The organism is Dyella sp. Tek66A03 (genome assembly GCF_052567735.1).
Window position 1 is genome coordinate 4,452,295 of the sequence record NZ_CP199584.1, and the last position, 12,539, is coordinate 4,464,833.

10 protein-coding genes are annotated in these 12,539 nt (G+C 64.2%); 4 read left to right on the forward strand and 6 right to left on the reverse strand.

Annotated features, from left to right (window positions below; all coding sequences use genetic code 11):
* Positions 1 to 2 precede the first annotated feature (2 nt).
* Positions 3 to 1,217 (forward strand): ABC transporter permease, encoded by a 1,215-nt coding sequence (locus ACT01B_RS19820; protein ID WP_445144921.1) that lies wholly within the window; start codon positions 3 to 5, stop codon positions 1,215 to 1,217.
* A 174-nt stretch (positions 1,218 to 1,391) separates the two neighbouring features.
* Here ACT01B_RS19820 and ACT01B_RS19825 read toward each other — a convergent pair whose 3' ends face one another.
* The 5 genes from ACT01B_RS19825 to ACT01B_RS19845 all read right to left on the reverse strand — a co-directional run bounded on the left by ACT01B_RS19825 (position 1,392) and on the right by ACT01B_RS19845 (position 7,250).
* On the reverse strand, positions 1,392 to 3,728 hold the full coding sequence (locus ACT01B_RS19825) for a DPP IV N-terminal domain-containing protein (RefSeq protein WP_445144922.1): 2,337 nt from the start codon (positions 3,726 to 3,728) through the stop codon (positions 1,392 to 1,394).
* Positions 3,729 to 3,847: 119 nt separating this feature from the next.
* Positions 3,848 to 4,180 carry a multidrug/spermidine efflux SMR transporter subunit MdtI gene (gene mdtI / locus ACT01B_RS19830; protein ID WP_445144923.1) on the reverse strand — a complete coding sequence of 111 codons (333 nt, stop codon included), beginning with the start codon at positions 4,178 to 4,180 and terminating at the stop codon, positions 3,848 to 3,850.
* Positions 4,170 to 4,529, reverse strand: coding sequence for an SMR family transporter (locus ACT01B_RS19835; RefSeq protein ID WP_445144924.1), 360 nt, complete (start codon positions 4,527 to 4,529; stop codon positions 4,170 to 4,172). The genes mdtI and ACT01B_RS19835 overlap by 11 nt, the downstream gene beginning before the upstream one ends.
* 965 nt (positions 4,530 to 5,494) lie before the next feature.
* A complete protein-coding gene (locus ACT01B_RS19840) occupies positions 5,495 to 5,863 on the reverse strand; it encodes a hypothetical protein (protein ID WP_445144925.1) in 369 nt (122 codons plus the stop codon).
* A 238-nt stretch (positions 5,864 to 6,101) separates the two neighbouring features.
* A complete protein-coding gene (locus ACT01B_RS19845) occupies positions 6,102 to 7,250 on the reverse strand; it encodes an FAD-dependent oxidoreductase (protein ID WP_445144926.1) in 1,149 nt (382 codons plus the stop codon).
* A 154-nt stretch (positions 7,251 to 7,404) separates the two neighbouring features.
* Here ACT01B_RS19845 and ACT01B_RS19850 point away from each other — a divergent pair, with 154 nt between their 5' ends.
* The gene (locus ACT01B_RS19850; RefSeq protein ID WP_445144927.1) at positions 7,405 to 9,447 is read left to right on the forward strand and encodes an amidohydrolase family protein; all 2,043 of its coding nucleotides are present in this window, start codon (positions 7,405 to 7,407) and stop codon (positions 9,445 to 9,447) included.
* 211 nt (positions 9,448 to 9,658) lie between these two features.
* The gene (locus ACT01B_RS19855; protein WP_445144928.1) at positions 9,659 to 10,420 is read left to right on the forward strand and encodes a bestrophin-like domain; all 762 of its coding nucleotides are present in this window, start codon (positions 9,659 to 9,661) and stop codon (positions 10,418 to 10,420) included.
* A gap of 58 nt (positions 10,421 to 10,478) precedes the next feature.
* Here ACT01B_RS19855 and ACT01B_RS19860 read toward each other — a convergent pair whose 3' ends face one another.
* Positions 10,479 to 11,378 carry a LysR substrate-binding domain-containing protein gene (locus ACT01B_RS19860; RefSeq protein ID WP_445144929.1) on the reverse strand — a complete coding sequence of 300 codons (900 nt, stop codon included), beginning with the start codon at positions 11,376 to 11,378 and terminating at the stop codon, positions 10,479 to 10,481.
* 106 nt (positions 11,379 to 11,484) lie between these two features.
* Between ACT01B_RS19860 and ACT01B_RS19865 the strand changes: the two genes are divergently transcribed.
* Complete coding sequence (locus ACT01B_RS19865) at positions 11,485 to 12,477, forward strand: aldo/keto reductase (RefSeq protein ID WP_445144930.1); 993 nt, start codon at positions 11,485 to 11,487, stop codon at positions 12,475 to 12,477.
* Positions 12,478 to 12,539 lie beyond the last annotated feature (62 nt).

Genomic DNA, 12,539 nt, shown 5'->3' on the forward strand with positions numbered 1-12,539 from the left:
CCATGCGCCGCTCACCCATGCTCGCCAGCCTCACTCGGCATAAGCTCACCGTGTTGCTGCTGGTACTGCAGGTCGCCTTTACCTGCGCCATCGTCTGCAATGTCGCTTCGATGATTGGCCATCGCACGGCCCAGATGCATGAGCCCAGCGGCGTGGCGGAAGACGAACTCGTCACCTTGGAAAGCATCAGCGTGGACGAGCACGACGATCCGCTGGCCCGGCACGACAGCGACCTCGCCGCGCTTCGGCAGATTCCCGGCGTGACCTCGGCCGTAGCGGTCGATGCGCTGCCGCTCAACAGCAACAACTGGAGCAACGGCATCGCCACCAAGCCCGGCGGCAACGCCGCGTTGACTGCCACCGCCTTCAACGGAACACCGGGCGAGCGGCAGGCGCTCGGTCTTCAGCTGATCGCGGGACGCGACTTTTTGCCCGACGAATACATGCCAATCGATAGCGCGCACGATTGGTCGGGCATCAACCACGTGCCCGCCACCATCGTCACGCGCGCGCTAGCCCAACAGTTGTTTCCCGGCCAGGATCCGCTGGGCAAGCTGATCTATCCGGGCGACGGCCCGGTACGCATCGTGGGCGTGGTCGAGCACCTGCTGCGCCCGACGTTGGACGAAAGCGCCGGCAACGAATACAGCACCCTGCTGCCCCTGCTGCCCGACACCGGCAGCGTCACCTATGTGCTGCGCACGGCGCCGTCTGAGCGCGCACGCGTGCTGAAACAAGCCGGCGATACGCTGATCCGACTCGACAATAACCGGGTGCTGCGCCATGCGCAGACGTTCGAGCAATTGCGCGCAGACTACTTCTCGCGCGACCGCAGCATGATCGGCCTGCTGCTGGCCGCCGCCGGCGCGCTTTTGCTGGTCACGGCGGCCGGCATCGCAGGCCTGGCCAGTTTCTGGGTGCAGCAGCGAAGGCAAGCGATTGGCATCCGCCGTGCGGTGGGTGCTACGCGTGACGACATTCTGCACTACTTCCAGCTGGAGAACTTTATGATCGTCAGCGGCGGCATCCTGCTCGGCGCGGTGCTCGCCTTTGCGCTCAATCTCTTGCTGATGGTGCACTACGCGCTGCCGCGGCTACCGTGGCTCTATCTGCCGGCGGGTGCGGTCGCGCTGTGGCTGCTGGGGCAGCTGGCTGTGCTTGGGCCGGCGCTGCGTGCGGCGGCGGTGCCGCCGGTGGTGGCGACGCGAGGGGGGTGAAGTGCGCTAGCTCTCGCAAGCTTATAGCTCCCTCTCCCCTCCGGGGAGAGGGTTGGGATGAGGGGACAATCTTGCAGCAAACTAAAAAAGAACGCCGCTTCTTTTGGAGCTCTTCCGCGAGCACCCGCCCCTCACCTCAGTCCTCTCCCCGGAGGGGAGAGGAAGACAAGCAGCTCAATCCTTCGGCGGCTTCATCGTGTACTCGTTCGGTGGCGTATCGCCGGCGAGATTGCGCACGAAATAATCCCAACGCTTGCGCATCATGTAGTTCGCAGCGGCGCCGTAAGCGTGATGCGCGTTGGGAATCAACAGCAGGTCGAAGTCCTTGTTGGCCTTGATCAGTGCATCGACCACCAGCAGCGTTTCGTAGGGCGGCACGTTGTCGTCCATGGTGCCGTGCGCCAGCAATAGATGACCCTTGAGGTCGGCGGCGTGACTCTGGTTGGCCTGGTCGTCGTAGTTGCTCTTGCCGTCCTTGTCGGTGACCAGCAGGCCCTGCCACTTCTCGGCCCAGTCGTCTTCGTAGTTGCGGTTGTCGTGATTGCCGCTTTCGGCAATGCCGACCTTGAAGAAATCCGGGTAGCGGAACATCGCGTCCGCCGTAGCGTTGCCACCGCCGGAATGTCCCCAGATGCCAACGCGGTCGAGATCGATCCACGCATGCTGCTTGCCCAGTTCCTTCAATCCAGCCACCTGATCGGGCAAGGTGTTGTCGCCGATATTGCCGAAGTAGGCGTCATGGAACGACTTGGAACGGCCCGGCGTGCCCATGCCATCGATGGCAACGACAATGAAGCCCAGCTCGGCCAATGCCTGATGATCGACACGGGCCGGATTGAAACTGCGCGTGCCCACCGAGCCCGTTTGCGGACCGGGATAGATGTAGTCGACGATCGGATATTTCTTGTTCGGATCGAAATGCGTCGGCTTGAACATCAGGCCGTATAGCGTGGTCTTGCCATCGCGCGCCTTCACCGTGAACGGCTCTGGCGGCAGCCAGCCGGTGGCGCGCAGGCGCGCGATATCGGCCTTGGCGATGGTATTGACCACGTGACCGTCGTCCGCGCTGCGCAGGACGGTGATCGACGGTGTGGTCGGCGTGGCATAGGCGTCGGCAAACAAGCGGCCGTCGGGCGACAGCGTGATGCTGTGGTCGGCGGGCTCGGGTGCCAGCAGGCCCGGCTCGCCCCCATCCAGGCTCACCTTGTAGAACTGCTGGTAGTACGGATCGACACCTTGCTGGCGACCCACGCCGCGGAACCACAGCGTGCGCGTCTTGGCATCGAGCTTGAGCACTTCGGTGACATTGCCTTCGCCGGTGGTGATGGCGTGCTTGAGCTTGCCAGTGCCCAGGTCGTAGAGGTAGAGGTTGCCCCAGTTGTTGCGCTCGCTGAACCAGACGACTTCCTTGCTTTCCGGCAGGTAGTGCCAGTTGACCTTGCCGTCGCCACTTTCGTAATAGGTGGGAACGCTCTCGTCGAACACCGTGCGCACCTCGCCGGTGCTGGCATCGGCAACGCGGAACCAGGCCTGCTTGTGATCGCGCGACGAGGACACAAAGGCCAGGGTGCTCGCGTCCGGCGCCCACTGCACATCGTCCCAGCCGCCATCGCGGCCGCAGCTCACGTCATCGCATAGGGTGGAACGGTGTTGATCCGCCGGCATCTTCAGGCGCAGCACCTTGTGGCTGTCCAGGTCGACGATGACGCGCTCGATCATGGTCACGTCTTTGTCGCCCACCAGCGGATACTTCCACTTTTCCACCTTGGGATGGCCGACATTGGTGCCGACCAGCACCATCTCGCCAGTCTTGCGCTGGTCCTGCTGGAAGGTGGCGATCTGCTTCGAGTCGGGCGACCACACCAGGATGGCTTTGTTGGTGTGCTTCCAGCCAGCGTTGTCGGTGGCGTAACCGAAATTCTCCACGCCATCGATGGTGAGCTCGGTTTCCTTGCCGGTGGCGACGTCGCGGACCCACAGGTTCCAGTCGCGCACGAAGGCCTCGCTGCGCTTGTCCGGGGAGAGCACGCCGGGCTCGTTGCCGACGCCACTGGCTTCGTCGTCCTTGCCAGCCGTACACACAGCGGCTTGCTTGAGATCGCACAGGTAGTGCTTGCCGCGCAGGTTGACGTTGAGTCGGCCATCGGCGGCCACCACGAAGCCGGTCAGGCCGAGCTTGTTGGCATCCACCGGCTTGCCGAGCAGCTTGCCCAGCGCGGCGGCGAGACGAGCCTGGTCGAAGGCCGGCTCGGCCTTGCCCGTGGTGGCATCGAAGCGCAGGTAGTGATCGCCACTGGCATCGTGATCGCGATACCAGAAGTGATCGTTGTCCAGCCAGGTCACGCTGGGCACCGCATGGTCAACCAGCGGGGTGGTGTTGTAGCCCACGAAGCGCTCGGCCCTGGCGTAGTCGTCAGCCGTCAGGGTCCTGCCCTGCGCTGCCACACCTGCCGATAGCGTACTCATCACCAACGCGCCGATAAGACGCGAGCTGCGTGCCGTCAAAACCATGCCAACTCCCCGGTTCAACCACTGAAGGCGAGCGCCCGTCTTGGCGCCCACCGCAACCTTCCATCGTAATGTCGCCGCGACACGCACACCCCTGCCATAGGTCGGGGGCGTGGCGAACGCTAGGCGAATTTCATCAGGTATACGCCCAGCATGATGAGCGCCAAGCCCAACCAGCCGGACATCCGCAGGCGCTCGTGAAATACGGTAATGCCCAACACCGCGGTAGCGATCAGGCCTATGCCGCCCCAAACGCCGTAAGCCACTGATAGCTGGATACCCCTGACCGCGAAACTGAGCGCCGTGAACGCCGCCAGCGCACATACGATGGCCGCAATGGCGGGGCGCTTGTAGGTGAAGCCGTGCGAAACCTTCATCAGCACGTTCGCGGCGATTTCCAGCACGATGGCAATGGCCAGGTAAAGCAGATGGATGGGTTCGAACTCAGGCAGCATGGTCATCTCCCGCCCGCGCCGGCGCCTCATCGGTGCCGCGTTCGAGCAGCACGATGCCGCCAATGATCAGGGCGATGGCCGCGAGCTTTATCGGCGTAAGGTTTTCGGCGAACAGCCACGCGCTGCATAGCGTGATCAGCACCAGGCCCAGGCTCTCCCACATGCCATACGCCACCGCCAGCGGAATGCGCTTGATGGCCATCGCCAGCGACGTGTACGAGAGCACCAGCATCACGAACATCACCGTCAGTCCGGCAGCGCGCGAACCCTGGTGCGCGCCGTACTTCATCGCCACCGTGCCGATCACTTCGGTCACAATGGCGGCCGCCATGAATAGCCAGTAGCGCACGCTGCTCTCCCGAGGTCGCGGTACGTGCATCGTAACGCCCATGCGCCCTGTTCCGGATAATCATGACCCGACACACCGCGTGACCCGAGCTCCCTCTCCCCTGCGGGGAGAGGGTTGGGGTGAGGGGCGGGTGCTCGCGGTGGCGCTGATTTTGTCGATGGTTTGTCGCTCTGCTTCAGCATTGCCGTGACTTGGCTCGCCTGCCGCGGGCTTCCGTCCTCCTGCCGGAGGCCGGGTTACTTTTCTCTGTTTGGCCAGAGAAACGTAACCAAAAGAGAGGCCACCCCGATGGCGCGCCTTCCGGGCTAACGCCCTCCAGGTACGCGGGTGGGTTACGGAGGTTTGTCGACAGGGCATCCTGCCCTGACGACAAACTGGCTTGCATCCATGCAAGCCACCCTGCGGGCTTTTTCCTCCACCCACCCGCCGCGCCATAGGGGCCCGAAGAGCCACAGAGCAAAGCAGAGCCAGAGCCAAACGACGCAGCGCCCCGGTGTCTTTCTTTTTTTCTGTAGGAGGGCACCCTGTGCGCGATAAGCCTACGCAGCAGTAACGCCGTGATCGCGCACAGGGTGCGCTCCTACAAGGCAGCGTTGCACTTGACCTTCGGGGCCCCTGTGCGGCGGTGAGGGGCGGACGATCAGGCCCGCAGGAGGATCGACAGGGATGTCGATCCCTTTTCGTCAGGGCAGGAGCCCTGTCGAAAAGCCCGGCCGACCCTCACGGACTTGCCGAGCTGTGCTCGGCAAGCGCCAAGCGGGGTGCCCTTCTCTTTGGTTACTTTCTCTTGGGCAAGCAAGAGAAAGTGACCCGGCCATCGGCAGATGGGCGGAAGCCCGCGGCAGGCGAGCCAGGTCGCGGAAGCAATCACACTGGGCGACAAAACCAACCACACCATCAGCGCCACCGCGAGCACCCGCCCCTCACCCCAACCCTCTCCCCGCAGGGGAGAGGGAAAGAGAAACTTAGCGCAAATGCAGCCAGTGCAGGTGCACGCCGTTGTCGCGATCCTCGGCGCGAAATCCTTCGCGACCCTCGGCCACGAGGCCCCACACGCTGCGTATGCTCAGACCCTGCGCCTCGTCGACACGGACGTGTTCGCCCAGTTCAATGGGAAAGCGGGTCTCGATCATCATCACCTGGTCGCGTTCCCACACCAAGACGGCCGGACGGGCGGTGGTCGCGCCCCAGCCAAGGTGGATCTGCACCTCCTTGGGTGCATAGCTGCCGCGATTGTCGAGCTTCCAGGCCTCGGTCTTGCGCAACAGTGCCTCCAGGCGCGGATCGCTCCAATCCACGCGATTACCTTTAGATTGATGTTTGTGAGCGTTCATACCGTTAGACATCCCATGGGACTGCGTGCAACCGACCGTCTTGCACCGGCGCCTCGTCCATCACCTTGGAAGCCGGCGGGCAGTGTCCGCACAACTGCCGAGCCGCTGCCGACTTGCCGTGGACGGATGGCGCGCATTCTCCGTTATCGGCCAGGCCCGAGCTGACTTGAGGGCGCGACGGCGACGCAACGAGGCGACGCGGCCGATCCGTCGCGGCAGCCCCCTTGTGGAAGGGACCTTACGGGCGTGTCTTCAAGGGATGGTCGAGGCCACCCACGGTGCGCAGCATCAGCTGCCGCGCCAGCGTCAGGTGGGCGGCCAGCGGTACCACTTCGTCGCGCACCCAGCGCAGCCAGGTCGGTCGGCCATGCACCAGGCGGGTAATCGCGCCGATGCGTCGCACCACTTCCTTGTGCACGGCGTGCCGAAGCACGGCGTAGTCATGCAACCGTGTCATGTCGCCAGCTAGCGCATCGGCGGCGCAGTCGGCATAAACATACGCATCCTCGATACCCAGGTTCATGCCGCGCGCACCGATGGGCGAATGGATGTGCGCCGCATCGCCACCGAGCGCGACACGACCTACCGCCGCCTTCGCTGCCACGCGGTGCCCGATGTGGAATTGCGATTGCCAGGCCACCGGCCCCACCATGCACGTACGGCGCAAGGCTCCGAGCGGATCGTGGCCGTTGCCGATCACACGCCAGAGATTGGCCTGCAAGCGCAGCAGGAAGATGAAGCCATCCGGCTCGAACATGATATGGGCGTGCCAGGGGTCGAGCGGTGTATCCAGCTGAAGATCCCACAGTTTCCACGGCTCGGGGAGGTTGCTTCCGGCGAAATCGAGCCCCAGCGCCTGGCGCGTCGTACTGCGTGCGCCATCGGCACCCAACAGCAACAGGCTTTTCACCTCTTCCGTCTCGCCTTCCATGTGGACCAGCGTCGATGTCACCTGCGTTTCGTCTTGCACCAGCGATTTCAGACTGATGCCGCGTTCGACAATCACGCCTTGCGCCTGCAAGGCCTCGGTCAGCAGCGCTTCGGTACGCGCCTGTGGCAACACCGTGATGGCACGTGGCGCGCCAAGCGTCGTCGGCAAATCGAACGAGAGAATCTCCTTGTCCTGCTGATGCAGGGTGGCCCCTCGCGCCGACCAGCCTTGCGTCACGATACGTTCGGACACGCCCGTGTCCTGCAGCATGTCGAGCGTGCGGCTGTTGACGGCTAGCGCCTTGGAGGTCACGGATGGCTGCGGTGCCGCATCGACGATACGAACGCCGACGCCGCGCCGCGCGAGAAACAGGGCCGCCGCCAGACCCGTGGGGCCGGCACCGGCTATCAAGACAGCCGCATGAATGGCGCGAGAAGTGTCGTTCGGTTGTCCCATCGATATGACACCAGGCTTCGACGCGTCGTAGTGTGCCGCCAACGAACGTTGCCCCGGCGTCAACGCACGCTAGGCCATCAGGCACCCCCCGGTCGCACTTCTACCCGGATCGCTACTCACCCATACTCCGTGCGAACCCATCGGAGGCTTTCCCATGCGCGCCCCGCTCGTCGTGTTCGCCTTGTGTTTCGCCCTGCCCTGTCTCGCCGGCACCGCTACGCCCACCGAGCAGCTCGCCACTCCACCTTCCAACGCACAGCACTTCACCATCATGTCGACGGCCGGCAAGCACGGCACGTCGGCGCGCTGGACCGCCGCCGACGGCACCCATATGGGCCGCGAAAGCATGGTGCTGCGTGGCCAGGTGTTCGAGATGGATAGTGCAGCCACCACGGGTGGCGATGGCATGTTCAACCACGTCGTCATTCGCGGCCATATACCGCAAGGCGATGCCGCGGAAACCTTCTCGGTGAAGGACGGCACGGCCGCCTGGAAGAGCCAGGTGGATGCAGGCTCAGCACCGTACAAGGCAGCCGCCGAATACGTGAGCTTTGGCGGACCCATGGACCTCACCGCCGATATGCTGGAGAAGCTGTTGGCTTCGCCCAACAAGTCGATCGCGCTCTTGCCCGGTGGCCAGGCGCACGCCGAGGAGCTCACCACCGCCATGGTGGGCGATGGCGCCACCAAGAAGAAGGTGACGGCTTATGCGATCACCGGCGTCGCCAACACGCCCATCCCGGTATGGGCCGATGCGTCGGGCAAGTTCTTCGCCTTCGTCAACGGCCTGTCCTGGATGCCAGTTGGTTACGAGAGTGCGCAGCCCGTGCTTGAGAAAGCCCAGTCGGATGCCCTGGCACTGAGTTCGAAAGCGCTGGTACCCAAGCTGCTCAAGACGCCGACGGGCCCGGTGGCCTTCACCAACGTGCGCGCCTTCCTCGACGGCTCTCACTTTGCGGATGGCCAAACCGTGCTGGTCGACAAGGGCGTGATCACCCAGGTCGGACCTGCCGCATCGGTCACCGTGCCCAAGAACGCGCAGGTGATCGACGGCCAGGGCAAGACGCTCGTGCCTGGCCTGTGGGATTCCCACCAGCATGTGCCCGACGACGCCGCCGGCCCGATGTTGCTGTCGCTTGGCATCACCTCGGTACGAGACCCCGGCAATATCAACGAACTGACCATGGCGCGCGCGGCGCGGCGTGCGAAGGGCGAGCTGCTGAGCCCGAAGGTCTATCCGTCCTCGCTGATCGACGGCAGGGGCCCCAATACTGCCCAGGTGGCCAGCGTGGCTACGTCGCAGGACGAAGCGCTCGCCCTGGTGCGCAAGGCCAAGGCCGACGGCTTTGATGCGATCAAGATCTACGGCACCTTCAATCTGGCCTGGGTCCCCGCCACCACGGCCGAAGCGCATCGACTCGGCCTGCATGTGCATGGGCATCTGCCCGCCGGCATGCGGCCGAGCGAGGCCATCCATGATGGCTACGACGAAATCACTCACATCTACTTCGTGATGATGCAGGCGATGCCGGACTCCGTGGTGAAGGTATCCAATGGCATGGCACGCTTTGAGGGCCCGGGTCGCTATGCGAAGGATGTCGATCTCACCAAGGACCCGATGAAGTCACTGATCGCCAGCATGGCGCAGCGCAAGATCGCATCGGACCCGACCCTGGTGGTGGCCGAAAGCCTGTTCGTGCCGGAAAACGGCGACCTCTCGCCGGCCTACGCACCCTTTGTGGGGACCTTGCCGCCAGCGGTCGAACGCGGCTTTCGCCAGGGCGGTTTCGCGGTTCCGCAGGATCTGACCCGCGCCGACTATCGCGCCAGCTTCGCCAAGCTGCAGGCCCTGGTCGCCGCCATGCACAAGGCGGGCGTGCCGATCGTGGCCGGCACCGATGGTTCGGGACTGGAACTGGTACGCGAGCTTGAACTCTACGTGCAAGCTGGTTTCACCAATGAAGAAGCGCTCGCCAGCGCCACCGTCGCGACTGCGCAGCTGGTGGGCGCAGACGCGCGCACCGGCAGCATCCAGGTCGGCAAGTCGGCCGACCTGGTGCTGGTCGACGGCAACCCGGCGGTGAATATCGGCGACCTGCGCCATACCGATGTGGTGATGATGGAAGGCAAGCTGATGGATGCCAATGCGCTGCGTACGGCGGGTGGAATCAGCAAGCGTCCAGCATTTGTGGATTGAGATGGGTCGCTGCAGACCGGCGCCGACGAACACATTGTCATCCCGGTAGCTAATTTGCTCGTCATTCCAGCGAAAGCTGGGATGACGAGCTCTCATTGCAAGGTCCCACCCGGCTCACGTGGCCTGATCACTCTGTCGCAGCGCATACATTGCCTACCATGGCAACCAGACGGCGGCGATGGCGGTTCCGGCTAGTGGAAGGACATGGTCGATGACACATCTGCTGATTGCCCTGACCATCTTCGTCTGTGTCTTCGCCAGCGCGATGCTCGGGCTCTATGTGCGCACTCGCTTGCCGGAACACCACCTGAGCGAAGAGTCGATCAGCACTATCAAGCTGGCTACCGGCTTGGTCGCCACCATCGCGGCGCTGGTGCTCGGCCTGCTTACATCCTCGGCGAAGAACTCGTTCGACACGGTCAGCGCCGACCTCGTTCGCAACGCGGTCACCGTCCTCCAGCTCGACCGTGAGCTGGCGCAGTACGGCCCCGAAGCCCACGACCTTCGCGTATCGCTAAAGCAAAACTATGCGATATGGGTCGACCTGCTGACCTCCGGCAACTCCAACGAGCTCGCCAGGCTCGAAAGTCCCGAAATACTTGCACATCTCGAAGATTTCCAACGCAAGCTGACCCAGCTCTCGCCGACGACGGCCATCCAGCGGCAAATGCAAGCGCGCGCCCTCGATATTGCCGACAGCGTCTTCGCTGCCCGCTCGCTGGCCCTGCTGCAGAAACGGGGCTCGCTTCCCACCTTGCTGCTGATCGTGCTGGTGTCGTGGCTGACAGTCATCTTCGGCACGTTCGGACTGTTCGCGCCCCGCAATGCCACGGTCATCTTCTTTTTCCTGGTATGCGCGCTGTCCGCCGCCGGAGCCATCTTTGTGATCCTGGAGATGGATACGCCGCTCGACGGCATCGTCAGGGTCTCGGCAGCGCCCTTGCAAGAGGCGCTTCAAGAATTGGGAAAGTAGGGGCGTGCGATCCATCCGTCGCGATACCTTCGCCGCCTTGCTCGAGCGCGGGGAACGGCTAGCGCACATGACTCATCAGCTCGGCCACCCAGTCGATGAACACACGCAATCGCAGCGGCAATTGACGTTGCGACTGGTAGAGCACGCTGACTGGCAATGACGGGGACGGCGTCGCCGGCAATAGCGCCACCAGCCGGCCTTCTGCAAGCGCGTCCTCGATGCGGTAACGCGGAAACTGGGCAATGCCCAGGCCGGCTTCGCAACTGGTGAGGTAAGCCTCGGTGCCGCTGACGGTAACGCGGGCAGGCAATGCGATCTCGCGCATCTTGCGGCCCACCATGAATTCCAGCGGCGTCTGGCGGCGCGTGGTCGGCGACGCCCAGGTCACCGCCACATGCCCGTGCTGCAGGTCGGCCAGCGTCCGCGGCAGGCCGTGGCGCCGCACATAGTCCGCACTGGCCACGGTGACCTGCGCCAGGGTGGCGACACGGCGTGCGACCATGGTGGAGTCCTGCAATTCGCCGGAGCGCAGGACGCAATCCACGCCTTCCTGCACCAGATCGACGAAGCGGTCGCTGGTACCTATATCCAGATCGATCTGCGGATAACGTGCAAGAAAGTCCGGCAGCGCCGGAATCAGCAGGTGCCGTGCCAGCGACGAGGCCAGGTCGATCCGCAACGTGCCCTTGGGCAGCACGGCGGCTTCGCGAAAATCCGCCTCCACCGCGTCGAGATCGGCCAGCAGGCGCACGCAGTGGTTGTAGTACACCTCGCCGTCGCGGGTCGGACGGACGCTGCGCGTGGTTCGCTGCAGCAGGTGCGCGCCTACCCGCTCCTCCAGCCGTTTGATGGTGTGGGTCAGGGTGGCGCGCGGCAGGCTCAGGTCGTCGGCAGCGCGCGTGAAGCTGCCCAGTTCAACGATCCGGGTGAATACCCGCATGGCTTGCAGTCGGTCCATGGCGATTGTTGGCGATTTTGGCAACAGATATGGCGATTATTGATCATTTATCACGAAGCCGTCATGGCGAAGAATGCTCGCCATCCCACCCAGCGAGCCCTACCCCATGCAAACACGACAGCTCGGCAAGAATGGTCCCCTCGTCTCCGCCCTCGGCCTCGGCTGCATGGGCATGAGCGACTTCTACGGCGCGCACGATGACGCCGAATCCATCGCCACCATCCACCACGCGCTGGAGCGTGGCCTCAACCTGCTCGACACCGCTGACGCCTACGGTCCCTTCACCAACGAGGTGCTGGTGGGCAAGGCGATCCACGATCGCCGCGAGCAGGCCTTCGTCGCCACCAAGTTCGGCATCGTGCGCGACCCCACCGATCCGTCGAAGCGCGGCTTCGACGGTAGCCCGGCCTACGTACGCGCCTCCTGCGACGCCAGCCTCAAGCGCCTGGGGCTGGACCATATCGACCTCTACTACCAGCACCGCGTGGATACGCGCGTGCCGATCGAGGACACCGTCGGCGCCATGGCTGACCTGGTGAAGGCCGGCAAGGTGCGCTACCTGGGACTGTCCGAAGCATCCGGCGCCACGCTGGAACGCGCCAGCAAGGTGCACCCCATCGCGGCGCTGCAAGTGGAGTACTCGCTGTGGACGCGCGACCCGGAAGAGAACGGCATGCTCGACGCCTGCCGCCGCCTGGGCACCGCCCTGGTCGCGTACTCGCCGCTGGGCCGAGGCTTCCTCACCGGCGCATTCGCCAGCCCCGATGATTTCGACGCGGACGACTACCGTCGCCAATCGCCGCGTTTCCAGGGTGAGAATTTCGCGCGCAACCTGCAGCTGGTCGACAAAGTGAAGTCCCTCGCTGCCGCCAAGGGTTGCACGCCGGCACAACTGGCGCTGGCTTGGGTATTGGCCCGGGGCAACGAGGTGCTGGCGATTCCCGGTACGAGGCGCCGCGTGCGCCTGGACGAGAACCTGGGCGCACTCGACATCACCCTCAGTGCGGCGGAGCTGAAAGCGATCGACGCGATCTTCCCGCCCGACATCGCCGCCGGCACGCGCTACCACGAAGCGATGATGCACGTGGTCAACGTCTGATCCAACGCTCGAAGCTCATCTCGCCGTCATGCGTGCAGTGACGGCGAGACCGTGGGAGAGCC